Source organism: Candidatus Absconditicoccus praedator (assembly GCF_021057185.1).
GTDB classification, from domain to species: Bacteria; Patescibacteriota; Gracilibacteria; order Absconditabacterales; family Absconditicoccaceae; genus Absconditicoccus; species Absconditicoccus praedator.
The window spans coordinates 780,668-804,805 of the sequence record NZ_CP054059.1; the positions used below are offsets into that span (position 1 = coordinate 780,668).

Consider the following 24,138-nt stretch of genomic DNA (forward strand, 5'->3'; position numbering starts at 1 on the left):
GTTAAATACTTATTTATTTTTACTAAAAACTTCTATGTATACTGTAGTACAACTTTTAAATCCTCTTAGAATACTATTTGTAGAAAACTCAAATCAGAAATGATATACATTTTCAACCGAAGATAATGATATAATAGAAAATGTTTTGAATTGATACAAGGATGATTTCCAGATAATTATAGAAAAATATACAGACAAAATCTTTAGGTATACATATTATCATTTTAATTTTTCAAAAGACTTGGCTGAAGAAGTTACTCAAGAGATATTCCTACATGTATGGAAAAAACTTGATAAGTTCGATAAATCAAAAAAATTTCAACCATGGCTTTATAGGATAGCTTATAATTATTGTATTGATTATATTAGGAAAGAAGGTAAGTGAGAAGTTTATAATATAGAAGATATTCAGATTGAATCAAAAGAAGATAACAATCTTTTGGATAAAGAATACAAGAAAAGTTTAATATACAGTTTATTGAAGGAGTTAAATGATAAGCAAAAACAAGCTATAATTTTATTTTACTTTGAAGAAAAAAGTTATGAGGATATAGCATATATTTTTTGAGAGAGTACGTCTTATGTGTGAACCTGTATATATAGAGCAAAGCAAAAATTAAAAAAGATAATTCAGTCCAACCCAAAACTAGAGCAAGCTTTAGAATTTGACCTTATGTAATGAAAAAAATCAAACTGTCTGATCTGTTCTCTTCTCAAAATTATTTTGTTCCCAAGGGAGGGGAGCAGTTAAAAAACAAAATAAACAATAAACTATTTTATCAAAAAAGCCTAATTGGAAGATTTTGATATTACTCTAAGGTAGTTGTACCTGTTTTTTTGGTGTTTGTTTTTTGATTTGTATTTTTGAATTTTCTAATTCAGGATGCACAAGAAGATGATACTGGGGAGACAAAGGAATGAGCAAGAATGATGCATATTCAAGAAGATGAACCTGATTCGCAACCTCAAGATGATATGTGAGCAATGCAGGTAGAGCAAGAGCAGCCTGAAGCAGGTCATGATGAGACAGCTGACATGATGGTGCTTGATGAGGAAGTCTCAGATGAAGTGTCAAAAGAAACTTGGTATGATTATGCTTATGCTCATGTTACTGAAAATTTACAAAAATGATTTACTCAAAAACGGATTGTTTTTGCTGTTTTGGTGTTTATTAATATATTGCTTGTTGTGTATTTTCTCAAAATTTTGGAGGAAAGAAAATGGTATTGGTATTTATTATTGATTTTGTGATTTTTGATAGATTTGTTTGTGTTTTATTGGATTATATTTATTTGGTTTTAAAAAAAGAACCAATTTAATAGTAGTTTGGTTCTTTTGGCATATGCACTCTTCTTTTTTCTTAAAAGAAATAAAAAAGGCAATACTGTAGGAGTTTAATTTTTTAAAATATTTTAATAGTTTGTAAGTGCTCTCTGATTTAGAATGGTAATTCTTCGTCTTCTTCTTGGATGTTTGAAGATTCATTGTTTGATTGGTTTTGAGGATTGTATATTTCCATATACCAATTTCATTTACTAGATTTTTTCAAGCTAACATTTGCCCATCATTTATCATTGAACACAAGTTTATTTAGGTCATCTTTGCTTATTCATATACTGTACATAGTTCAGTATTCGTTTGTCATTTCTTTCACATTTCAAAAGAATATTTTCTCTGCCATTTTTGTTGTTTAAGTTGTTAAATTTGGTAAAGTAACCGTTAGTTTAATTATTTTGTATTATATTTCAAGCTGGCTTTTACTGTTTTTTTGAAACTTTCAAAATTTTGATATTGAAGTGAAAAGTTTTTAGTACTTTGAAACTAAAATATTTTTGATACTCATTTTCAAGTATCTCAACTTGATCTTTCATCATTTCCAAAAACATAGTAAACTCAAAGTTTTCTTCTTGAAAAATTATCTGATCAAACATTTTTCTGTACAAATCTAATCAATCATCTCATCATACAAAAGCAATTTTGGGTTCCCATTCTTTTACGTTTTCTTCTACTTCATTTTCAAAGGTTTCATCTGGGATGTAGGGTAGGTTTCATATTATGATATTTTGAGAATTTTGGTATTCTCAGATATTTAGTAAAAACTTTTCCAGTAAGTTGCTTTCTTTTATTTGTATGTTTTTGGATTGTTGGGGTATAATATTTTGTTGATTTTTTTGTGCAATGATCAAAGCATCTTCACTAATATCCATAAGCAATAATTTGTTGATATGGTCTTTGTTGTGATATGCTGTACTAATTCATAATACTCAACATCATGTTCATACATCTATTATGTTATATTTTTGTGGATTTTGCTGGATAAACTCATTGATTGATTGTATCATGTATTCTGTCTCAGGGCGGGGTATCAAAGTTTTATCATTTACTTCAAATCTTAATCAAAAAAACTCTACATAGCCAAGTATGTATTCCAGTGGCATATTTTCTTGTTGATGTTTTTGATATTGTTGATTTATTTTCTCTACTATGTTATCAGAAATATCTTGTTCGTATTTCAAAAATAGTGTTTCTTTTGTAATTCATAAATTACTACATATTAGTTTTTCTATTACTTTTTTGTTTTTGAATTGTTTGTTTGATAATAAGTCAATTATTTTCATCTTTTTTGTTGGATAATTTTATCTTCTTAAAGTGTTTAATATATGAGCTGCTTCTTCTCTTGTTAGTTGCTTGTCTGGCTGGAAGTATCTTGGGAAGTAATCATCAAGATGAATTCAATAATCCAAAAGAATGTTTGCATATTCTGCCTGTTCTCAAGAAACATCCCGGAAGTTGTTTTCTGAATTAGACTTAATTCCTAGCATATCATTTAGTAGTTCCATAAATTCAAGTCTTGAAAGTCACATAGCAGATCAGCTTCTTTCTTCGGCAAAAGGATAAAATGTTTTGTATATCCAATTTTTTGCATCTCTTTCTCTGATAATAAAAGATGGAGCAAAATTGTTGGTAGAATGATTATCAAAAAATTGTTTTGTAAGTCATCTTCTTATGTCTGATTGGTATTGTGAATTTGATATGTCTGAAGGGAATTGAGAGTTTTTGGGCATGCTTTGTCATATTTCTTCTCAATCTTTTTTGGCTTGTATTGTTATAGATCAATTGTTGGTAGGAACAATTTTGAATAGGTACAATCCTTCAAGTGTGTCAAAATAAGAAAAACTTATTTCATCTTTTAGATCATCTGGTCAACATTCAAAGTTATTTGTTTTGCTAACTTCTGATCTGGATGTTATTTCTGGAGAACATATTTTTGCATTGTTGTTGGTAGTTAGTGTAATGTTTCATTCATAAGGTGTCCTAATAATATTGTTGCGATTTTCATCTTGGGCTACAAAAATTCATCGGTTTTGTCATCCAACTCTGTTTGGTTGTAGGTTGTATATTCTTGCATTTTCTGCCTCGATTGTTGTGTCATCGTCTACAACTCTTATCGAGTAGTTTGCTATAATTTTTCATCTAATTTTTAGTATAAGATTTGTGCTTCATGGGGAAACAGCTTGTATATTAATATCTCTTTGTCAATCATTTATTGCTATCAGTGTTCTTGGAGAAACACTTATGATATCTTCATCGTATTCTGCCTCAAGTGACATTGGTAAACTTCAATTGAATGGTCTTCATCTATGTTCTGCAGTTAGTGTGATACTTCATTCATCTCATACATCCATAGTGTTTCAAGGAATATTTGATGTTGTGTCAAAATTGTATCTTGCAAGGAATAGTTCAAGTTCGCTAAGCATTATAGTCTCTCTTGTTTGGATTTCATCTTCTGAAATACTATCTTCTTCTTGTCTTTCTTGTTCTTCTTTTGCTATTTGTTCTCTTTCTTCTTCGGTATCAGGAAGTTTTAGTGATGCTCAATTGGTTTCTAAAAATCTAATAGGATCAACAGTATTGGCAAGCAGTTGATCTCTACACCTTCATTCATTTACAATAGTGGCGCTTCCTCATCAGCAGTTTGAATAATACCAAGGATTTTGTCAGTCTTGGTTTATATCTATCTGAAAATGCACATGATTTCACCGACTTGTTCAGGTATTACCTACAGTTCCGATACGTTCTCAAGAAGATACTTGTTGTCAGTTGTTTACATTTATTTCATGCATGTGTGCATAAACACTTCTAATATGTCCTCACTCAAAATCGTGTCTTATTACTACTGTATTTCACCATCAAGGTAGGTGACTTGCAACTTCTACTGTTCAATCATTTATGCTATATAAAGGTGTTCATTGTGCAGTAGCTATATCAACACCACTGTGTCATCAATAACCAACATCCCATCATCATCTATAAGTGGCTCACCAAAGCACAGAATATATCAAACGATAATCCATGTCGTCTTTATATCTTTGATAATCATGATTTTCAATTACTGGTAGGTTGGTTTTACAATCACTTGAATGTTGGGACCATGGTTGAAATTTACAATCTACATCTGGTACAGATACTTCTTGTAAAGGGTACTGCCAGGCTTTTGCAAAAAATGTTGTTATCAAAAATACAAACAATACTAGAAAAAATTTAGTTTTTGTCATTATTTTTGTGTTTGGGTTAAAAGTAATTTATATTATAATAGTTTATTTTTAGTTTTCAATTTGATTTACAAAATCAACTATTTTGGGGTCTTTTCATTGGGCAAAATAATCAGATCATCATCATTTTATTCAATTTTCTTGAATAATTTTTTTGGCTGATTGGTTTCCATGGTTCAGTATAATGCAAAAGTTTCACAAACTATTGTATGCTAGGATATTTTGTGTTTGATTTCTGTTTTTCAATAAATCACCAATAAATTTGAAGTTTTCTCATTGAAGTTGACTATCATTTGAGATATTTAATATTTTATCAAAGATTTCTGATGATTTGTAATCTAGGTTATTTATTTTGTCTTCTATTATTTGAGTTTTTGTTGTTTCATATAGTTTTTTGTATTCATTTAGTTCTTTTTGTTGCTTGTTTAGTTTTTCAAATATTTGTTTTTCTGTGCATTCTAATTTTTTGGCAATTTCTTCTATTTGTTCTTCTTTTTCTTTGGCATAGTCAAATAGTTTATTTCAAACTACTGCTGTAATTCTTCTAACTCAGCTGGATACTGCTTCTTGAGATATTATTTTGAATGCTCAAATGTGAGAAGTATTGGAAATATGAGTACCTCAGCAAAGTTCAATAGATGTTTTTTCTCATACTTTTACTACTCTTACTATATCTTGATATTTTTCTTCAAAAAAAGCTTTTGCTCACATATCTATTGCTGAATTTATGTTGGTTTCAAATGTTTCAACATCTTCTGCTTTGTCTATGATCTTGTTGACTCAGTCTTCTATAGTTTCTATTTGTTTGTTTGTAAGAGGTTGATTGGTAGTAAAATCAAATCTCAAATAATCAAGATCCACTAGAGATCATGCTTGTTTTGTTCAGGGTATGATTTTTTCAAGCTGGGCATGAAGTAGATGAGTTGCTGTGTGAGCTCTTTGTTTTCAAATTCTTTGTGTTTTTTCAACTTTTGCTTTCATTTTTGGATTTATTATTTAAATCATCAATTATTTTTTAATGTTTTTGAGAAAAAAATCAAATATAAAATTTGTGTTGAATTTCATTTATAAATAATTATAAGTATTGTTGATTTACATACTAATTTTTTTTGATGTTAAAATTTTTCTATGATAGTTTGGAAACTCTTAAGCAAGTAAAAAAACCTACAAAAAATGAGGTTATAAATCTTGCTATAGCTGTATTTATAATAGTGATTATAGCAGCAGGGTATTTTGCAGCAGTAGATTGAGTTTTTATAAACCTTTATCAAACTTTTTATCAGATAATGAGCTAGTATATGAATAACACAACAGAAATCAAAAAACAAATACATGACGACAACCTTAGATGGTATGTGATAAGTGTTGTTTCTTCTCAAGAACATATGGTGATAGAAAATCTTACTGAAAGAGTGAAAAGACAGTGACTTGAAGATGATATAGTTGATTTTATGGTTCCAATGGTTCCAGAAGTTAGTTATAAAAAATCATCTTGAAAAAAGAAAATTACTCACAAGAAACTATATCCAGGTTATGTTTTTGTGAAATCAAAAATGGATGATAAAATCTGGTATATAATAAGAAATACTCCAGGAGTTAGACTTATAGTTTGAGCAGAGACTCGTCCAGTTCCTTTGACAGACAAAGAATATGAAGATATGATGCATTATATACAAGAAAAGACTGAAAGAGCAGAACACACATCACCTTTTAAGCAGTGAGATATTGTTGAATTAAAAGATTGAGAATTTTCTTGAACTCAATGAGTAATTACTGAAATAGATAATCAAAAATGAGTTGTGTATGTAAGTGTAGAAATATTATGAAGAACAACTCCAATGATGGTTCCTTTTGAAAAAATAGATAAGATTGATTAATTAATTAAAATAAATTTTCATGAAAGAAAATAAGATTGTGTCTATGTCAGTATTGTTTGTGATTGTTTCATTTCTTATTGTATATTTTTTTTATTTTTCATTTGCTTCAAAAGAAGAGATTGATGAATGAGATTGAGTACAGGAAGATTATATAGAAGAAGAAAACGAAGATGATCAGTTGGGTGAATCTGATTTTAGTTTTTTGGAAGAAGAATGACAAGAGTCAAACAATGAAAATGATGAAGATGATTATGAGAATGATTATGATGATTACGAAGATAAGGACGAAAGTTTGGATGATTCTTATGATTCTACTGAAGAAAGTCCAGCTGATTTTGAAGAAAGATATTTCTTATGAACTTGAATTCAAAGACAACAACTTTCATATATAGCTACAAAATATTATGAACAAGAGCTTTGAAAAGGTGATGTTGCTTTTGATGATTGTGATTTTGAGGATGAGGATCAAATAAGTGAAGATTTTTTGGATGAAGTGATAAAATGATGTGAATATTGATTGCTGAGGTGAGCTTGATGAAACTTTTATCCTCATGGTGTTGTGTGAGAAGACGAGTTGCTAACTGTTTTGATAAGAATGATAGACGATTCTAAAAAAAATGAATCTATAGATATTGTTTACTTTGGAGAAAAATATATTGAAATTGATGAAAAAAACATTATAAACAAGGATACACCTTTTGGTTTTCAGTTGGTGGAAATGCCAAATTATCAAGGGAACAGCAGTCTAGCTGTTTTTCAGTTTGTTGACCATCAGCTTGAAGCTTATATGGTAGTGTATAATTAATATTTATATCTTAAATTAATTATTATGGCCGCAAAAGTGCAAAGTCAATTTCAGCTGCACATGCCAGCCTGAAAAGCTACACCAGCTCCGCCTATTTGACCAATTTTGTGACAGCATGGTGTGAATATTGGTCAGTTTGTAAAGGAGTTTAACGATAAAACTGGTGATATGATTCAACAATATTGATGATTTGAAATTAAAGTACCAGTTAATGTAAAGATATTTGTTGATAGAAGTTACGAGATGGAAGTTCTGCCACCTCTTACATCAAATTTAATTATGTGGAAAACATGATTGAAAAAATGAAGTGGTGAGCCAAATAAGAAAAAATCTGGTAAACTTACAAGACAAGATTTGGAAGAAATAGCAGAAATTAAAAAACCTGTTATGAATACAAGAAATATTGATAGCATTGTTAAAACAATTGCAGGTACAGCAAGAAATATGTGAGTAGATACTGAGTTATAAAACTCAAGAATCGGGAGGGGTGACCCGTTTGTACCGCTTTTATATTATTATACAAATTAATATGCCAAAAAAACATTGAAAAAAATATCAAGATATATTGAAGGAATTTGATAAAAAAGCTCTTTATGAGAAAGAAGAAGCATGTGATTTAGTTAAGAAATATTCTTATTCAAGTTTTCCATGAACAGTAGAGGTTCATATAAAAACTTGAGCAAATCCAAAGTATAATGATCAAATGATTAGATCTACAGTTGTGCTTCCTCATTGAACTTGAAAAACTAAAAAGGTAGCTGTATTTACTACAGAAGACAACTTTGATCTTGCTAAAGATGCATGAGCAGATGTTGTTTGATATAAAGACCTTTTAGAAAAAATAGAAAAATGAGAATTGGATTTTGATGTTTTGATAACAACACAGGATATGATGAAAGATTTGGCGAAAGTGGCTAAAATCCTTTGACCAAGAGGTGTGATGCCTTCTCCTAAAGCATGAACAGTTACAAATAATATTAAAGAAACTGTAAATGAAGTGAAAAAATGAAGAGTAGAATTCAAGCTTGATAAAACATGATCAATACATGTGGCTATCTGAAAAACTAATTTTGAAACTAATAAGTTGAAAGAAAATCTTGAAGCTTTGTTGAATGCGATAGAAGAGGTGAGACCTTCTTGAGTTAAATGAAAACTGCTTCAAAAAATTACATTAAGCCCTACAATGTGACCAGGTGTTCAAGTAAAATATTAATATATATTTTATCTAAAAAGTAAACTAATTCCTTCCGGGGGATTAGTTTTTTATTTGCAAAAAAAAAATATATTGTTAATATATAAGTAATATGATTTATTTCTTTTTCAGATAGATTAATATGTCTTATATAGATCCCAAAACATTAGAGCAGATAAATAATTTGAAGCAATCTTATAAATACAAAGAAGCCCTTGATTTAGTAAATAAAATTTTAGTAAAAGATCCGAATAATGAAGAAGCTTTGTTGGAGGTAGCAGATATTATGTATATGGAAGGTAACTTAGAGAAGGCAGAAAAACCAATAGATTATATGCTAAATTCTTGAAAAAATACAAGTATGTGATTGTATGTGAAGTGAGTTTTGGAGATGGAAAAAACAAACTGGAATAAAGCTAGAAAATTTTTGAAAGCTTCTTTAAAACTTAATGAAGAAGATAATCCTGAAATATTAAGATGTTATGGTTTGTGTGAGTATTGGGTAGGAAATAGGCAAAAATGACTTACTTTTTTGTTTTCTGCTTTTGAGCAATCTAACCAGCTGGATGCGGAAGTGATCTATAACCTTGTAGAGGTAAATATGTTGGAGCACAATTATCAAGATGTGAAATATTATATAGATCATTTTTATAAAAATCGTGATAAATTAAATTGTTTTGAAAAGGATGTTTCTTATTATGATGAAAAAATCTCTCTTTTTCATTCTTATTTAGAAAATATTATTAAGTAATGATAATCAAAAATTTTTGGAATATAGCTAAATCCTCTATTTTTCAGTTTGTATGAATAACTATATTGATAAGTTTTTTATTGTTTTTTTTGAATGTTTTGGTATGAGTATCTTATAGTGTAAATAGTTTTTGAGAAGATGTGAGAGAAAGATTGGGTATATATTTTTATATAGAGCACCCTGAAAATTTTGATAATCCAAGTAATGTATACTGAAAAATTTCTGATCTTAGATCAAAGTTGGAATGAAATTGACTGGAAGTGGTGTATTATTCCCAAGATGATGCTCTGAGTTTGTTAGAAGACAGAATGCCCGATATTATTGCAAATTTTGAAAGATATTGAATAGAAAATCCTTTACCTCCAACTATGTACGTACTTTTTGAAAATAGAGATGAGTATGAAAAAATGACTGAAATTGTGTGAGAGTATGATAACTTTATTATGAATTTTGAGGATGCTGTCCATTGACAAAGTTTTACCCAACAACAAGAAAGAGTGTCAAATATAATTGATCTTACCAATTTTATAACAATGTTTTCTTATTTTCTAATATCAGTTATAGTTGTTATAATAGTTACATTTTTGATGTTTGTAATTAAGTCAAGTTTTTATGTGTTTTATAATCAAATTCAAATAGAAAAACTTATGTGAGCTTTTTATTGGCAAATAAAAACTCCTTTTCTAATAAATATAGTAATAATGTTATTTTTCGGATTTTTAATGATGTGATTTTATTTTTATTATCTAGTTTCATATATAAATCAGCATTTTTATACTGTTTTTTGAGTTAGTTTTCATGATTATATGTCTTTATCATTAGAAAATGTGCTTTATTTATTTTCAATAGAATTTGGTACTATATTAATTCTAACAGTTTTGGTGGCAAATATTTTCTTGTCAAATTTGATTAAAAAAGTCTAACTTGAGACAATCAAACAATGCTAAAAAGATTCTATAATTTGATTAAATGGAAAACTTTTTGTGTTTTGTGAAGTGTTGACATTGTCTATGCTTATTTTTTAGAGCTTATTTGTAGTTTATACAAGTATGATAATATAGATTTTTAAGTAGGTTCTAATTTGAAGGATAGCTTATGTTAGGTTGGATTAAATAGTTGGGTTGAATTGTTTTTTCAGGTTTAGTTATTTCTTTTGGAGAGACTAGTATGTTATTGTTTTCAAAATTTATATTTAGTTTTTGGTTTTGTAAGTTTATTTTTAAAATATTAATATTTTTTGAGTTCAATCAAAAATCAGTAAATAAGTTTTTTTGCTCTAAATTATCAATAAAGATGTTTTCACTAAAATCATTTTCAAAATCATAGAGTAAAGCTTTTTTCTTTTGTCATATATAAATGATTCATTTTCATGGTAAAAAATTTTTTTCAAACAAGTATTTATAAAGTGTGATTTTATCTATACTAAATAAATTTAAATTATAATTTTTTAAAAAATTTAAAATATTAATAGAAAGGCTTCATATTCTTAAAGCAGTAAATGATCATGGTCAGTTTATGATTGTGATGTTTTTAAAATTATATTTTTCAAAATATTCAAAAAGTATTTTGGGAATTGTTTCTTCTGTTTTTTTGTTTTCAATTATTTTGGTTTCTCAATTAATTTCTAAAATTATTTGAGGCAATGAAATGTTCAAAAAAAGCATATGTTAAAATTATTTTGTAAAAGTTATCATGCAGCAAGGAACTGAATCGCTCTTATAATTGTATAACTGAAAATAACAAGTAATAGTCCAATTAGAGAGTATTTGGCTCATGATTTTCATCTTTCTGCCATTTTTTCATCTCATCAAGCCAAAATAAATAGAAATCAGGATACTACGAGTGTTATAGTTACAAGAACTCATATAAACATAGTTGCTCATGTAATAATATCATTTACAAATCATGTAGGATTTGCCTCTTCTCAGTCTCTAATATTTAAAAGCTCATATGTGTCCATAGAGCACTGTCAGTGAATTAGGCAATCACTATCTAAATTTATTCAGTCCTCTGCTAGTGTATATCATCATATAAAAAAGATTATTAAAAAAGTTTTTATTAGAAATTTAATTAACAAATTTTTAAAAAAATTCATTGTCTATTTTTTAATTTTAAATCTTAAATCAAGTTTAAGAATTTTTTATTTATTTTCAACTACAACTTTAAATTCCTTATTTTGGTTTGATTTTCTGCTTATTTTAGTTATTATTGTTTTTAATTTACTTAATAAAGTACAAAGGTTTTATGATTCCATACTTTGCAATTCCAATTTTTGTATGAGTAACTCTTCAATTAATAAAAATATTGGTGGATTTTTGGAATGATAGAAAGGTTAGTGTTGAAAGTTTATGGAGAGCTTGAGGGCTTCCTTCAGTACATAGTGGTATATCTTCTAGTATAACTACATTAATGCTTTTTGAGTTTGGATATGATTCTGCTGAATTTGCAATAGCATTTACATTTGCATTTTTGTTTTGGTATGATAGTATGAATATAAGATATGAGGCATGAAAACATGCAAAATATCTTAATAAAATTAATACTCAGCTAAAAAATGTTTTAGAGTTTTCTGATAAATATACTGCATTCAAAGAAAGACTTGGTCATACTTTTTGGGAGGTGATATGAGGTATAATTGTTTGATTTTTATTAACTGTTACTATTTATTTTGTGTTGAATTAAATTAGATGTCTGGAATATATTCAAGAAAGCCTAAATTTTTCAAAAAGCTTTTAAAACATTTTAAGATTTATTCTCCAAAAATTAAAAAGAATAAAAGGAAAATATGAATGTGAGTGTTTTTTTTGATGGTATTTTTAGGTTCCATTTTTCTTATTAGATTTAGTATTTTTCATTCATGATATACTATAGAAAATGTTTCTTTTGATAGAGAGCAATTAAGTGTATATCCTGATATACAACTATATCAAAAAATAAATAATAAATTAACTTGAGAAAACTTTTTTGTCCTAAGATTCATAAAAAAGCAAAATATATTGCAAGATATTCAAAATCAACATCCTTTTGTAAAAGATCTAATTATTTCATTTGATTATTATTGAACCGTATCTGTTGGAGTAAAATTTGAGCAGCCAGATTATGCATTTTTTGATTGAAGCTCATATCATATTACTAAAAATCAAAATTTTGCAGATATTTGAACTTGAAGTGTTTTATCTTCTTGAGTCAATATTATAAAATTACCAGATTATACACAAAATCTTGAAAATTTTGATGGTTTTTTTTATAAAGTAACAGAAACAGAATTGTTTTTTGATTATAATAAAATAAAAGATTTTATATGAGAAGAAGTTGTGTCTGATATTAAGTATATACCTTGAGGCTGAAGAAGCGTTGTGAAAATGAATTGAAGAAATATTTATTTTAATCATAATAAAGATATATATTCCCAGCTAGAAAAATACCAAATAATCAAAAATACACTTGAAGAGTTTGATGAACTAACTCATATAGACCTTTGAAGTGGTGATGATATAATAATAGAATAAATTTAGAAACTCAAAACTTAAACTATGAAAATAAAAATAATTGTTATAACTTTTTGTGTGGCTTTGTTGGTTAATATGATCTTTTGGGGTTGAATTTGGTATTTTTATTTTGAAGATCAAGATATAGGTGAAGATTCAGAAACTTTGATAAAACAAGAAGTAACTTCAGATTTAGAGCAAACTTTAATTAATTCAATAGACTATGCAGGTGAGTCTGTTGTAAGTATTGTAGCAACCAGAGAACTTGATACCTTTTATGAAGATCCTTTTGATTTTTTCTGAGGTCAGATGGAACAGGAAAGGCAAGAAATTTGAGGTTGAAGTTGAATTATTGTATCTGAAGATGGATATATAATGACAAATGAGCATGTGATAAGTGAAGCTTGATGAGCTTCTACAGACTTTAGTATAGTAACAAGAGATTGAAGAGAGTATGAGGTAGAAAACATCTGGTTTGATCCTGTACTTGATATCGCTATTTTAAGAGTAGAAGACGAAGATTGACAGCCTCCTAGTGATATTGTTCCTGCTGATTTTATTCCATGAGATGAAGTAGTAGAAATTTGACAATTTGCTATTGCTATATGAAATGCTTTATCAGAATTTCAGGATAGTGCTACATTTTGAATAATTAGTTGAAAATGAAGAGATTTGGAGGATGTACCTGCAGATAGTTTGTATGTAGGTCTTTATCAAACCGATGCTCCAATAAATCCTTGAAATAGTGGTTGACCATTATTGGACTTGAGTGGTAATGTTATTTGAGTAAATACAGCAATGAGTGCTATATGACAGTGAATAGGTTTTAGTATTCCTGTAAACGAGGATTTTCTTGATTCTACGCTTGATATGGTCATTGAAGACTGACAAATACAAAGACCATTTCTTTGAGTAGCTCACACCAATTTGAATAGATGAATGGCAAAAAGATTAGATATAGATCATTATCAAGGAGTTTTTATAGAAGAAGTAGTTTCATGACATCCAGCAGATGAAGCTTGACTTTCCCAGTGAGATATAATAACCCATATAGATTGATATGAGGTTTGAGTATGAGACCCTTTCTTGTATAATCTTTTTACATACAAACCAGGTGAACAGGTTGAACTTACTGTGATTTCAGATTGAGAAGAAAAAACAATCGATGTTGTGCTTGGTAGTAGGTAATATTTTGATAAATAAAGACAAGTCTTAAGGTATGTTATAGTTTAAACATTTTATAAATTAATTATTCATTTTTAAATGTTGTCTAAATAGTCTTTTTTATATTTTTCTAAAAAGTTTGATTTAATTTTTCATCTATCAAAATTTTTGTTGGAAAAGTTTTGAAATTGTTTTAATAGCGTTTTTCTTTGTTTGTCTTGTACCAGTATTCAACTTCGTTTATCAACTAACTCGGGAGTAGCTCAATCATTATATCCAAATACTGGAACTCCTAAAGCAAGAGATTCTGCAGTAACTATTCAGAAACTTTCTTTGGTGATGTTGATCAATCATTTTGATTTTGAAAGTATTTTTATTTTTTCTTCAATATTATCAACATATTCTATAAAGAAAATATTTTGTGTTGATATACTTTTTATATATTCTTTATCAGGTCAATTTCAAACTATTAAAAGGTTCTCATTTAATTGAGAAAAAAGGTCCACTATTTTGTCTAACTCTTTTACAAATCTTACAGTTCTTCCAAGAAAAATATAGTAATTATCTATTGTATTGGCAGGAAGAGTGTTGATAAATTTTTCATCAATTTTTGGATACTTTACTTTTCATTGTATTCAATAAATTTTTGCTGCAAGAGATTTTGTGTATTTGCTATTGAAATATATTTTATTGAACTTAGTATGTTTTTTGTCTTGTTTTCTAAGTATACAGGAAGTTATTTTATATAAAGTTTTTTTAAATAATCAAAATTTTTCCAGATATTCATTATAGTGAGATCGTATATACTGATTTGGTGAGTGAAGATATAATTCTGAATACTTTTGTTCTCATATATTTTTTGCAATCGCAAATGATGAAATAACAGTTTTGTCAGGATTGAATTTTTTTATTTTGTATCAAAGAAGTTTTATAAGTATCGAAAAAAAAGGCATTAGATTGCGATATCATACTTTATTAAGTATAAAATCATTTGAAATTATGCTTATGATAGGAATAGTTATGTTGTTTATAGTTACTTCTTTTTTGTTTGAAAATAAAGTAAATATTTTAATATTATCGCTTTTTGTTTTATCTAGCTCTTTTTTAACAATATCAAAAAAAACATTTTCTGCTCATCAAATATTAATAATCCAGTCATGTACAAATGCTATTTTCATAATTTTTAGGTGAATTTAAATTTAATTAATGTTTTAATTAATTTTTTATTAATATCAATTAAAAGTTTAGAATGTATGTTTATAAACATCTTAATGTTTGATTGATTTTAAATTTAAATTAATTAACTTTATATTAGTAAAACTTTATTTTATTTTTTAATAATTCTAAATGAAAAAAACTTTTTTATTTTTTTCGTTTTTGTTTTTTTTAGCAATTTTATGATGTGATCTAGAGGATAAAGCGGATAAAAATCTTGAAAAAAATAAAAATACTTTGAAAGTATGAGATAATGAGTATGAGGTAGTTAAAAAATCTGATTGAAATTATCGAACTAAAGATAATATATCTCATATTCCAGAATGAAACACTTCTAATGATACCTGGTGTTATAACGATAATAAGGATGAATGTGATAAGTATTGAAGATTATATTCTTATAACGCAGCTAAAGAAGCTTGCAAATATATAGGAGATGGTTGGGAGTTGCCTTCTGATAATGATTGGCAGCAATTAGAGATGAAAATGTGATGTGATGAAGAAGAGCTGGGAATGGATGTAATGTGAGAAGTTTGATGTGATATTTCAGAAAATGAAGAAACTAATTGGAGGTGTGAAGACTTGTCTTGGGATAATGAAAATGATGTTTGACTTAATTGAAAGGTTCTGGAGCTTCCAGGTTATCGTATGCCTATGTGAGAAACACATTTTCTGGGTAAAATTTGATATTGGTGGAGTTCTACAACTCAAAAAAATCCTCAAACTTGAGAGGATTTTGTGTGGACTCGTTCTTTAGAAAAAGATAATAATTCTTTTATTCGTAATTTAAAATCCAAAGAATATTGATTGTCTGTTAGGTGTATTAGAAAAACAGACTAATTGGATTGTTTAGAATTTATTATTTAATTTTAATTACAAAATATTAATATATTTAGATATTAGTGTTTTAAAATTAACTATTCTTTATAGAATTTTACTGGACTAAAGAAATGAAAAGCATATACTTCTTGAGAGGAGTTTAGTTCATTTTTTGAATGTTTATTTGCATATTCTCTTATTTCATCAGAAGTTGGCATATATTTTCAATGTCTTCTTGATCGATAATATCAATAATATACTTCTTCAGAAGTGAGTCAACTGTTTACAACTCATGTTAATAAGTCTATGATATTTTTGGGGTCTTGGGTACTTTAGTCTAAAGAAGAAGTAAAATTTTTACATAATTTCATTAGTTGTTTATATTTATTTTGTTTCAATAATCAATAATTAAATCTCCATTCACATTCTTTTAGGTATATATCATAATATTCCTTTTTGATTCAGTTAAATTTAGCCAATCTTCTTTTACAATAGCTTCGAAAACTTTCTATTCAATTTATATGTTGTTTTCATCTAGCAAACTCATTATTACTATGTATAACTCTATAGTGTTTCTTGTATCATAAGTCTACTAATCAATCATAACTTTTCCAGTAGTCTGTGTTTATCTTGCTGTTCTCTAAACTTACTTTATCTCTTATAATTGGTATTAAAGTTTCTGCTGAACAATCAGGAACTATACGCACATAAACTTCTCACTCTCTCTTCAATAGTCATAAAACTTTAATTTTTCAACTAGCTCAACGTCATCTTTTTCACCTAACTCTTCTAGCTCCAAAGTAGCTCTCATCTATCTCTACTACTCATCATCGTATCTCTAAATCTGTTTCTTTACTATGGTTGTATATTACTTCTCTAAAGTATTTATACCACCTATTTACTGTTTTTCTTTCAATATTTAATAAATTACTTGTTGTTGAAGCAGTCAAATCTTCACAAAATAGCTTCATAATTTGTCTTGTTTTTTGTACACTCAAATGGCTATTTTTTCTATAAGGGTTTTTCGTAGTTATGACCTAGTATAATTAATTTCTTTTTGCTTTCAAGTACTCTAGACCCAAAATTAATAAACTGTTGATTTTTTTAATATTTTTTATAATATTATACAAATAAAATATTTACCAACATTTTTAAAATCAATCATATGAAAAATATAAAAGCATCTATTATCACTCCCATACATATAAATAATTGAGAATTTTATGAAAGACTTGATTATTTTATAAGAGAATCTCAGTTATATATTGTAGAACCTACTTGGATACAAAAAATTACGGATAAAAAAATATTTGACTGAATAATAAGCTCACTAGAAGCATGAAAATTTAAGAATCTAGAAAACTACAAATCCAAACTAGATTTATCTGAAATAAAAATTATTGATTCTGTAAAAATAAAAAAACAAGCTTTGGAAACTCTTAATAACTTTGGTGATAAAAACAATCAATGACAAATCAAAAAATTTTTTGCTGACAAATTCACAAACACTCCAATTATTCCTGGAAGTACTTTGAAGGGAATATTTAGGAGTGTTTTTTTGTTTGCCAATGCAGATAATAACTATAAAAATTCTTTTAGTAAAGAACAAGTTCAAGATTTAGAAAAAAAAGCTAATGATTATTTCAAATTTATTTGATTTGCTGATACAAAGATACAAAATCCAAATAAATCAATACAAAAGATACTATGAGTAAACAAAAAAACTTCTACTTGAAAACAAGAATGAGTGCCTCAAGTGGTAGAAACTGTTGATACTGGAGATTTTGATATAAATATAGAATCAAGTAATTGAACTAATATTGATTTATGGTCTGACTTTGAAAAAACAATCAAAGAATATTCAAATATTTTGATAACAAGAGAAGAGCAGATATTAAACAATATTTGAATCCAAACAGATTTTATTGATAAGCTTTATGAATTATATGATCAATGAAAATACCCAATCAAAATAGGTATGTTCAAAAAAAGCTTGTCTTACAAGATGTTTTGGGAAGAATTGCTATCAAATGAGGTTTATTATTTTGACAAGAAAAAACAAAAAGATATTATGGATCTTGATATGGCTCGTAAAGTTTGAGTGTGAGATAAATCTATATATCTTGATGAAGACCAAAATCCAATGTGATGGATAGTTTTGGAGTTTTAATAAATAATTAAGTAATTATTCAATGAAAATAAAAAAAATACAATTTAAATTCAAGTCATGATTTGCTACACAATTAGAATCTGATACTCTTCTTTCTTATATTTTTGCAAATGATTTTGATAATCTAAAAGATATTTTTGGAAAGTTCAAATCTTGAGAAAATCTACCTTTTGTGATTTCTTCAGCCTTTTTTTCTTCAAAATTACCAAAACCTTATTTTTTCAATTCAAATAATAATGAAGAATCAGAAGAAAAATCATTAGATCAAATGATAAAATCTGAATTAGATAGAAAAAAGAAAAAATCTTTAAATACTTTACCTATACAAAAAGATATTTTTGAGACTATTTTTGAATGATCTATGCAAGATTATGAAAATAAAATTTCTCAGATTTTGAAAGAAGAAAAAAATAATCAAGAAAAAACTATATTTGAAACACTTGCAGAGAGTAAAAACAAAATCCCTAGAGACTTTTCTAACAAGACAGAGCCTTATTCTTTAGAAATAAATTATTATAATTGAAGCTTTGATATTTTTGTAAAAGTATATGATGATGAAGCTTTTGCAAAATTTTATAAAAGTATGGAAAAAACATTCCTTGCTTTGGGATGGTGAAAGTACAAATCAAAATGATACTGAAAAATTGAATATATAAACTGTTTGGATTTATCTACTCAAGAACAAGAAGTTTTTGATTATTTTGAGAAATTACAAAAAGAAAAAAATATTTATTTTGTTTTAAATAATTTCAAATTAACTAAGGAAGATATTGAAAAAATTGATTTTGAGCAAAGCAATCTAAATATACAATCAAAAAATACAAAATCTCTTAGACAAAATCCTTTCAAATGAAATATGTCTTTTGTATATCCTTGATCAGTAATTGTTTCAAAAGATGGTTTGAAGGGCTGATATTATCAAGTAAATAATAGTTTTAACTTTTGATATTTATTATAAAAATGCAAAATAATAAAAATTTGTACAAAATAATAATAGCAAGTTATCTGCACGATATATGAAAACTTATGTGGAGATGATGAAAAAATAGGTCAATGAATCCCAAATGATTCAACAAATATCAAATAGCTCATGCACAACAAGCTTTGGAGTTTATGAAAGATAATGATTTGTGAGTTTTTTGGGAAAATATATGATTAATAGCAAGCTTGCATCATGCAAGAGATTTTATTAATTATGATTTTGATGATGAAGAAACTCAAAAAATGGCTTGGGTTGTCTATATGGCTGATAATATTAGTTCCAATGAAAGAGTTAATAGAATAGATGAAAATGATAATTCTTATTATGAAAATATAAAACATATTTGACTAACAAATATTTTTGAAAATCTTTTTGTATCACAAAATACTAGTAAGTTTACATATATTCCCAAGTCTTTGAATGATCTGCAAGATGTGAAGGATTTTTTTCCAACTGATAAAGGTGCAAATTTTGAAGATGATTTTTTGAAATCTACAATGAAAGATATATGAAATTATGATGTACAAAATTGATTCAAAGAACTGTCCAATAATTTCCAAAATGATCTGAAAACTTTGATACAAGAATCTAATTTAAATGATGATTCAAGTCTATCTGATTTTAGAAAATTTATTTATCAACTTGATATTTTGTGCCAAAACTATTTTACCTTGGTGCCAAGTGATACATACAAAAGTATATGAGATATATCTTTGTATGATCATACCAAAACTGTGGTTGCAATAGCAAATGTACTTTATCAATCCAATTATCACAACAATGTTTATAAATACCAAAAAGACAGTACTGATACTGATAAGGTTTTTGATGAAAAAATATCTTTGATAGCTTGAGACTTTCCAAGTATTCAAAAATATATATTTGAATGAATCAAAAACTCAAAAGCTATATCCAAAAGACTAAGAGCTAGATCTTTCAATATCCAAATGCTAAATGAAGCAGTAATACAATATATTTTGGAAAGATATGAACTAAGTCCTGCTAATGTTTTGATAAATGCAGGTTGAAAGTTTGTGATACTTGCTCCAAATAATATTGATGTTGCTGATATTCAAAATCATATTAATTCTTATTTTGTGAAACATTATCATAGTTTTATCAAGATTAACTTGATACAAGAAAATATCAAACTAAAAAATATATTTCAACTATGAGATAATCAAATAAAAAATACTTTCAAAAGCTTATTTGATAAACTATCACAAAATAAACATAAAATTTATTCCAAAGATAATATTCAAAATCTTTTTGTTGAGCAATCAATTGAAGGTAAGGAAATTTGTGCTTATTGTAGGATAAAGTATGCAGACAAAGAAAGACATGATGAAGCTATTTGTGAAACTTGTGAAAAAGAAATTCAAATTTGAGAAAAATTAGTAAAAAATGATTCAATCTATCTTAGCTACAAAAATTGAGAAAACTTTGAATATGATATAGATTTTGAAAACTGAGATTTGAAAGTTTTGTTCAATAACTGGAATTATAAAGATTTGAATTCTGATTTGTGAATATCTAAATCAATAAATTTGTATGTTCCCAAAAATGAAGATGATGAAGTAAAAACTTTTGAAGAATTAGCGAGTAAAAATAATAAATATCTAAATATGTTGTGTGGTGATATTGATAATATGTCTATTATTTTGGCAAAGTGATTTGGTGATAATTATAGTGTAAGTAGGCTTTTGCAATTTAGTAGATTTTTGGAGTTATTTTTTGGCAATTTTTCTCAGAAAATTTTGGAAAAAGAGTTTCCAAATGTTTATACAGTTTTTAGTGGATGAGATGACTTTGTTTTTGTGCTTCCTTTTGAAAAAAGGATTGAATTTATCAATAAATATCAAGAATATTTTCAAAAATTCACGGCAGCAAATCACAATTTACATTTTAGTTTATGACTTTCTATTTTCAAAGATAAAAAACCATTCCAAACTGTAAATCAACATACTGAAGAGCTTCTGAAATCAGCAAAAAATAAGTACAAATTACAAATGGATAGTAGGGGAGACTTGGATTTTAGATGAATTTGTATATATGAGCAAAATTTAGCACAAATAGACAAAAAAATATTGGATATGGAAAGTATTCTTGATATGCAGGATTGGACAAGATGAGATGAGCTGACTATGGGTGAAAGTAGTTTTTATAAGCTATATATTCATCTCAAAGAAATTAGGCAATATCTGTATGATTATTTGGATAAAGATGAAAAAGATAAGCTTTATCAAATAGTACATTTGTGAGCCAAAATCATATATATGATGTGAAGAAATATAAGTGCTAAAAACGAAGAAGAAAAAAGACAAAAAAATGATTTGATTGATAAAGTGAAAAATTTAATATGAACAATAAGTTTGAAAGAAAGAGATAGTTTGTATGATAAAATTGATGATATAGATAGTTTGTTGCTCAAGTTTACTAATCATATATATCAAAATAGAGAAAAATAGTTTTAAATTCTGAATTAAAAATAAGATGATACATATACCATGATATCCAGAAAAAAAACACAATAATTACTGACCAAAACAGAGAAATAAGTATAATAATGACAAACAAGAGACTGTTTTTATGAAGCAGTATTTAGATAATTTTGATGCAAGTGATCTTGCAAAATCTTTTAGTTTAGAAAGTTTTGAAGCTCTTGGAGAAAGTTTTAAAAAAATAAAATCTAATTCATCACTTAGAAAAGTTTATGATACATATTTGGATATTATAAACTGATGATGAGACAAAGACACTCAAATACAAATATGGTTTGCAAAAATTGCCTATCAAGAGACAAGAAAGGATTCATCTATTCCTCAGTGATTTGTGAAGTTCCTAAAATGAATTTACAATAAGATAAATGATAAAAATAAATTCAAGGACTTTTTGGAAGTTTTTGTAGCTTATCATAAATACTTTAATCCTAAGGCTAATTAAATTTAACTCTATAAATTAATAATAAAATGACAAAAATGTTAACTCCTATTGTAAAAGAATGCAAAATAAAGTTGCTAACTGGTTTACACATTTGATGAGCTGATCAATGACTTAAAATTTGATGAATTGATTCTTCAGTAATCAAAAATCCTATTACATGAGAGCCTATCATTCCAGGTAGTAGTATCAAATGAAAAATGAGAGCTTTGATAGAAATGATAGAATATGGTGATAAAATAGATGAAAAATGAAATTCTATTCAAGATCCAGATGAAGAAGTAGCTAAAGTTTTTGGTTGTTCTTATTCTAATAAAGAAAATAAAAAACAGGTAAATATTTCTTCAAGATTGATTTTTGAAGATTTTTATCTTTCAAGAAATGATGATTTTGTTGATTGAAAATCAAGTTTTGAAATTTTTGAAGAAATGAAGTCAGACTTTTTTGAAGACAAAGCAGAAAATTCCGTACCAAGATTTTTGAAATGAACTGCTAATCCAAGACATATAGAAAGAGTGCCAGCTGGTGTAGAATTTGAAGGGAAAATTGTTTTATTACCTCATGAGTGAGAATATGCTATAAGTGAAGATGAATTAAACAAAATTTTAAATAAATGAATAGATTATCTAAACAAAAATTATCTTGGTGGATGATGAACAAGATGAAATGGAAGAATAGAATTAATTGTTGATAATTAATAAATCACCCCTCAAACTCCGCGCGAAGAATTACTATGCTTTATCCCTCAAGCTCGGCGCGAAGAATTAACTATGTTTCATCCCTCAAGCTCGGCGCGGATATTTAGCTATGATTTATAGTTTGTTGATTTAAATGGACAAATATAGGGAAAGTCATTTCGACCGAAGCGGAGCGAGTGGAGAAATATAATAAAAAAATAGATTTCTCGGCAAGCTCGAAATCGACAATACAATTTTCGGCAAGCTCGAGATTGATAATCTGTCATTTCGACCGAAGCGGAGCAAGTGGAGAAATATATTTAAACAATTAATACTAAGAAGCAATGAAATATTATTATGTTTATATAATGTCAAGTATTAGTTGAGTGTTGTATATTTGAATGACAAATAATTTAGAAAGAAGGGTGTATGAACATAAAAATGAGCTTTTAGAATGATTTACAAAAAAGTATAAATGTAAAAAGTTAGTATATTATGAATCTTGAACTAATATAAATGAAATAATAGCAAGAGAAAAGCAACTGAAAAAATGGAATAGAAGAAAAAAGCTTAATTTGATAAGAACAATGAATGAAAAATTTGTTGATTTAAGTAATGATTGGTAAAAAAGATCTCTCGGCAGGCTCGAGATTGATAATCTGTCATTTCGACCGAAGCGAAGCGAGTGGAGAAATATAAGAGAAAAACAGGTTTCTCGGCAGGCTCGAAATCGACAATACAATTCTCGGCAAGCTCGAGATGGACAATACAATTCATAAGTAATAACTAAACTAATGATATATCTATTAAAACTAAATTTAGAAACAAAAGAAAAAATATCTAATTCAAAATTTTATTATCATATACTATGAGCTATATTATCAATTTTTGATGATGATGACAAAATTTATAATAATATTTTGAAAATATCATATTCTACAAAAGAAAATTTACAAGTAAGACTTAGTATATACTCTCAAGAAGCTTATACTCAAGTTTTGCAAAAACTTTTGGAAAGACAAAATCTTTCTTTGAGTATTAATAATACTCCTTTTGAATTGCAAACAATAAATTTTGATTTTGATATCTTTCAGCCAGAAAATATCAATTTCAATGATTTTAATAAATTTAAGATAAGATATCTAAGCCCTAGTTTTGTGAGAAACAAAAATATTTTGTATACTATGCCAAATCCAAACAAGTTTATATATTCTAGCTTTTCCAAATTAAATAAAATATATGAATGGAATATAGATTGAAAAGAATTTAAACATCGACTTGAGCAAAATATAATAATATGAGAATACAAAATCAAAACTGATATGATTCATATCAAATGAAATAATAAATCTTGAGTAGTGGGCTATGTATGGTATCATGTAATTGATAAATCAAATCAAGATTTTATGAAATTGCTTTATATTACCTTGAAGTCTATGAAATTTGTAGGAGTGGGAAGTAGTGCTAGACTTGGTCTGGGCAATGTGTCTGTTTTTATAAATTAA

Annotated in this window: 28 protein-coding genes; 20 read left to right on the forward strand and 8 right to left on the reverse strand. The window is 27.0% G+C overall.

Annotation, left to right across the window (positions count from 1 at the left end):
• The first annotated feature begins 34 nt into the window (after positions 1 to 34).
• Together HLG78_RS03875 and HLG78_RS03880 are read left to right on the forward strand one after the other, a co-directional pair.
• Entirely contained in the window at positions 35 to 679 is a 645-nt protein-coding gene (locus HLG78_RS03875) for an RNA polymerase sigma factor (RefSeq protein WP_231176303.1), read from the forward strand.
• Positions 679 to 1,302 carry a hypothetical protein gene (locus tag HLG78_RS03880; protein ID WP_231176304.1) on the forward strand — a complete coding sequence of 208 codons (624 nt, stop codon included), beginning with the start codon at positions 679 to 681 and terminating at the stop codon, positions 1,300 to 1,302. The genes HLG78_RS03875 and HLG78_RS03880 overlap by 1 nt, the downstream gene beginning before the upstream one ends.
• 136 nt (positions 1,303 to 1,438) lie before the next feature.
• Here HLG78_RS03880 and HLG78_RS03885 read toward each other — a convergent pair whose 3' ends face one another.
• From HLG78_RS03885 to HLG78_RS03900, 4 genes are all read right to left on the reverse strand, one after another.
• Positions 1,439 to 1,681: a hypothetical protein gene (locus HLG78_RS03885; protein ID WP_231176305.1), complete on the reverse strand. Its 243-nt coding sequence runs from the start codon at positions 1,679 to 1,681 to the stop codon at positions 1,439 to 1,441.
• 76 nt (positions 1,682 to 1,757) lie between these two features.
• Complete coding sequence (locus HLG78_RS03890; protein ID WP_231176306.1) at positions 1,758 to 2,618, reverse strand: HemK family protein methyltransferase; 861 nt, start codon at positions 2,616 to 2,618, stop codon at positions 1,758 to 1,760.
• A gap of 18 nt (positions 2,619 to 2,636) precedes the next feature.
• The gene (locus HLG78_RS03895; protein ID WP_231176307.1) at positions 2,637 to 4,556 is read right to left on the reverse strand and encodes a M23 family metallopeptidase; all 1,920 of its coding nucleotides are present in this window, start codon (positions 4,554 to 4,556) and stop codon (positions 2,637 to 2,639) included.
• Positions 4,557 to 4,604: 48 nt separating this feature from the next.
• Entirely contained in the window at positions 4,605 to 5,534 is a 930-nt protein-coding gene (locus HLG78_RS03900; protein WP_231176308.1) for an alanine--tRNA ligase, read from the reverse strand.
• 131 nt (positions 5,535 to 5,665) lie between these two features.
• On the opposite strand from HLG78_RS03900, the gene secE reads away from it, so the two are divergent.
• The 7 genes from secE (at position 5,666) to HLG78_RS03935 (ending at position 10,101) form a co-directional block, all read left to right on the forward strand.
• Positions 5,666 to 5,848 carry a preprotein translocase subunit SecE gene (gene secE, locus HLG78_RS03905; protein WP_231176309.1) on the forward strand — a complete coding sequence of 61 codons (183 nt, stop codon included), beginning with the start codon at positions 5,666 to 5,668 and terminating at the stop codon, positions 5,846 to 5,848.
• A gap of 3 nt (positions 5,849 to 5,851) precedes the next feature.
• On the forward strand, positions 5,852 to 6,430 hold the full coding sequence (gene nusG, locus HLG78_RS03910) for a transcription termination/antitermination protein NusG (RefSeq protein ID WP_231176310.1): 579 nt from the start codon (positions 5,852 to 5,854) through the stop codon (positions 6,428 to 6,430).
• A 19-nt stretch (positions 6,431 to 6,449) separates the two neighbouring features.
• Complete coding sequence (locus tag HLG78_RS03915; RefSeq protein ID WP_231176311.1) at positions 6,450 to 7,235, forward strand: hypothetical protein; 786 nt, start codon at positions 6,450 to 6,452, stop codon at positions 7,233 to 7,235.
• A 24-nt stretch (positions 7,236 to 7,259) separates the two neighbouring features.
• On the forward strand, positions 7,260 to 7,703 hold the full coding sequence (locus tag HLG78_RS03920) for an uL11 family ribosomal protein (RefSeq protein WP_231176312.1): 444 nt from the start codon (positions 7,260 to 7,262) through the stop codon (positions 7,701 to 7,703).
• A 61-nt stretch (positions 7,704 to 7,764) separates the two neighbouring features.
• Entirely contained in the window at positions 7,765 to 8,448 is a 684-nt protein-coding gene (gene rplA, locus HLG78_RS03925; protein ID WP_231176313.1) for a 50S ribosomal protein L1, read from the forward strand.
• Positions 8,449 to 8,569: 121 nt separating this feature from the next.
• The gene (locus HLG78_RS03930; RefSeq protein WP_231176314.1) at positions 8,570 to 9,178 is read left to right on the forward strand and encodes a tetratricopeptide repeat protein; all 609 of its coding nucleotides are present in this window, start codon (positions 8,570 to 8,572) and stop codon (positions 9,176 to 9,178) included.
• Entirely contained in the window at positions 9,178 to 10,101 is a 924-nt protein-coding gene (locus tag HLG78_RS03935; protein WP_231176315.1) for a cell division FtsX domain-containing protein, read from the forward strand. Before HLG78_RS03930 ends, HLG78_RS03935 begins: the two co-directional genes overlap by 1 nt.
• 153 nt (positions 10,102 to 10,254) lie before the next feature.
• On the opposite strand, the gene HLG78_RS03940 is transcribed toward HLG78_RS03935, so the two are convergent.
• On the reverse strand, positions 10,255 to 10,842 hold the full coding sequence (locus tag HLG78_RS03940; RefSeq protein WP_231176316.1) for a hypothetical protein: 588 nt from the start codon (positions 10,840 to 10,842) through the stop codon (positions 10,255 to 10,257).
• Positions 10,843 to 10,865: 23 nt separating this feature from the next.
• Complete coding sequence (locus HLG78_RS03945) at positions 10,866 to 11,273, reverse strand: pilin (protein WP_231176317.1); 408 nt, start codon at positions 11,271 to 11,273, stop codon at positions 10,866 to 10,868.
• Between the two features lie 149 nt (positions 11,274 to 11,422).
• Here HLG78_RS03945 and HLG78_RS03950 point away from each other — a divergent pair, with 149 nt between their 5' ends.
• The 3 genes from HLG78_RS03950 to HLG78_RS03960 are packed head-to-tail and all read left to right on the forward strand — an operon-like array spanning position 11,423 to position 13,854.
• The gene (locus HLG78_RS03950; RefSeq protein WP_231176318.1) at positions 11,423 to 11,860 is read left to right on the forward strand and encodes a divergent PAP2 family protein; all 438 of its coding nucleotides are present in this window, start codon (positions 11,423 to 11,425) and stop codon (positions 11,858 to 11,860) included.
• Positions 11,861 to 11,865: 5 nt separating this feature from the next.
• Positions 11,866 to 12,687, forward strand: a complete 822-nt coding sequence (locus tag HLG78_RS03955; protein ID WP_231176319.1) for a cell division protein FtsQ/DivIB — start codon at positions 11,866 to 11,868, stop codon at positions 12,685 to 12,687.
• A gap of 24 nt (positions 12,688 to 12,711) precedes the next feature.
• Entirely contained in the window at positions 12,712 to 13,854 is a 1,143-nt protein-coding gene (locus HLG78_RS03960) for a S1C family serine protease (protein WP_231176320.1), read from the forward strand.
• A gap of 71 nt (positions 13,855 to 13,925) precedes the next feature.
• Here the strand turns inward: HLG78_RS03960 and HLG78_RS03965 are convergent, their stop codons facing one another.
• The gene (locus HLG78_RS03965) at positions 13,926 to 15,008 is read right to left on the reverse strand and encodes a glycosyltransferase (RefSeq protein ID WP_231176321.1); all 1,083 of its coding nucleotides are present in this window, start codon (positions 15,006 to 15,008) and stop codon (positions 13,926 to 13,928) included.
• Between the two features lie 169 nt (positions 15,009 to 15,177).
• Between HLG78_RS03965 and HLG78_RS03970 the strand changes: the two genes are divergently transcribed.
• Positions 15,178 to 15,885 (forward strand): FISUMP domain-containing protein, encoded by a 708-nt coding sequence (locus HLG78_RS03970; RefSeq protein WP_231176322.1) that lies wholly within the window; start codon positions 15,178 to 15,180, stop codon positions 15,883 to 15,885.
• Positions 15,886 to 16,196: 311 nt separating this feature from the next.
• Here HLG78_RS03970 and HLG78_RS03975 read toward each other — a convergent pair whose 3' ends face one another.
• The gene (locus tag HLG78_RS03975) at positions 16,197 to 16,835 is read right to left on the reverse strand and encodes an IS1595 family transposase (RefSeq protein ID WP_231176323.1); all 639 of its coding nucleotides are present in this window, start codon (positions 16,833 to 16,835) and stop codon (positions 16,197 to 16,199) included.
• Between the two features lie 194 nt (positions 16,836 to 17,029).
• Between HLG78_RS03975 and HLG78_RS03980 the strand changes: the two genes are divergently transcribed.
• The 7 genes from HLG78_RS03980 to cas6 all read left to right on the forward strand — a co-directional run bounded on the left by HLG78_RS03980 (position 17,030) and on the right by cas6 (position 24,138).
• Complete coding sequence (locus HLG78_RS03980; protein ID WP_231176324.1) at positions 17,030 to 18,034, forward strand: RAMP superfamily CRISPR-associated protein; 1,005 nt, start codon at positions 17,030 to 17,032, stop codon at positions 18,032 to 18,034.
• 22 nt (positions 18,035 to 18,056) lie between these two features.
• Positions 18,057 to 18,992 carry a hypothetical protein gene (locus HLG78_RS03985; RefSeq protein ID WP_231176325.1) on the forward strand — a complete coding sequence of 312 codons (936 nt, stop codon included), beginning with the start codon at positions 18,057 to 18,059 and terminating at the stop codon, positions 18,990 to 18,992.
• A gap of 2 nt (positions 18,993 to 18,994) precedes the next feature.
• A complete protein-coding gene (gene cas10, locus HLG78_RS03990) occupies positions 18,995 to 21,484 on the forward strand; it encodes a type III-A CRISPR-associated protein Cas10/Csm1 (RefSeq protein WP_231176326.1) in 2,490 nt (829 codons plus the stop codon).
• Positions 21,485 to 21,509: 25 nt separating this feature from the next.
• Complete coding sequence (csm2, locus tag HLG78_RS03995) at positions 21,510 to 21,959, forward strand: type III-A CRISPR-associated protein Csm2 (protein WP_231176327.1); 450 nt, start codon at positions 21,510 to 21,512, stop codon at positions 21,957 to 21,959.
• A gap of 26 nt (positions 21,960 to 21,985) precedes the next feature.
• Positions 21,986 to 22,654, forward strand: coding sequence for a type III-A CRISPR-associated RAMP protein Csm3 (gene csm3 / locus HLG78_RS04000; protein ID WP_231176328.1), 669 nt, complete (start codon positions 21,986 to 21,988; stop codon positions 22,652 to 22,654).
• 347 nt (positions 22,655 to 23,001) lie between these two features.
• Positions 23,002 to 23,259, forward strand: coding sequence for a GIY-YIG nuclease family protein (locus tag HLG78_RS04005; RefSeq protein ID WP_231176329.1), 258 nt, complete (start codon positions 23,002 to 23,004; stop codon positions 23,257 to 23,259).
• Between the two features lie 168 nt (positions 23,260 to 23,427).
• Positions 23,428 to 24,138: a CRISPR system precrRNA processing endoribonuclease RAMP protein Cas6 gene (cas6, locus tag HLG78_RS04010; RefSeq protein ID WP_231176330.1), complete on the forward strand. Its 711-nt coding sequence runs from the start codon at positions 23,428 to 23,430 to the stop codon at positions 24,136 to 24,138.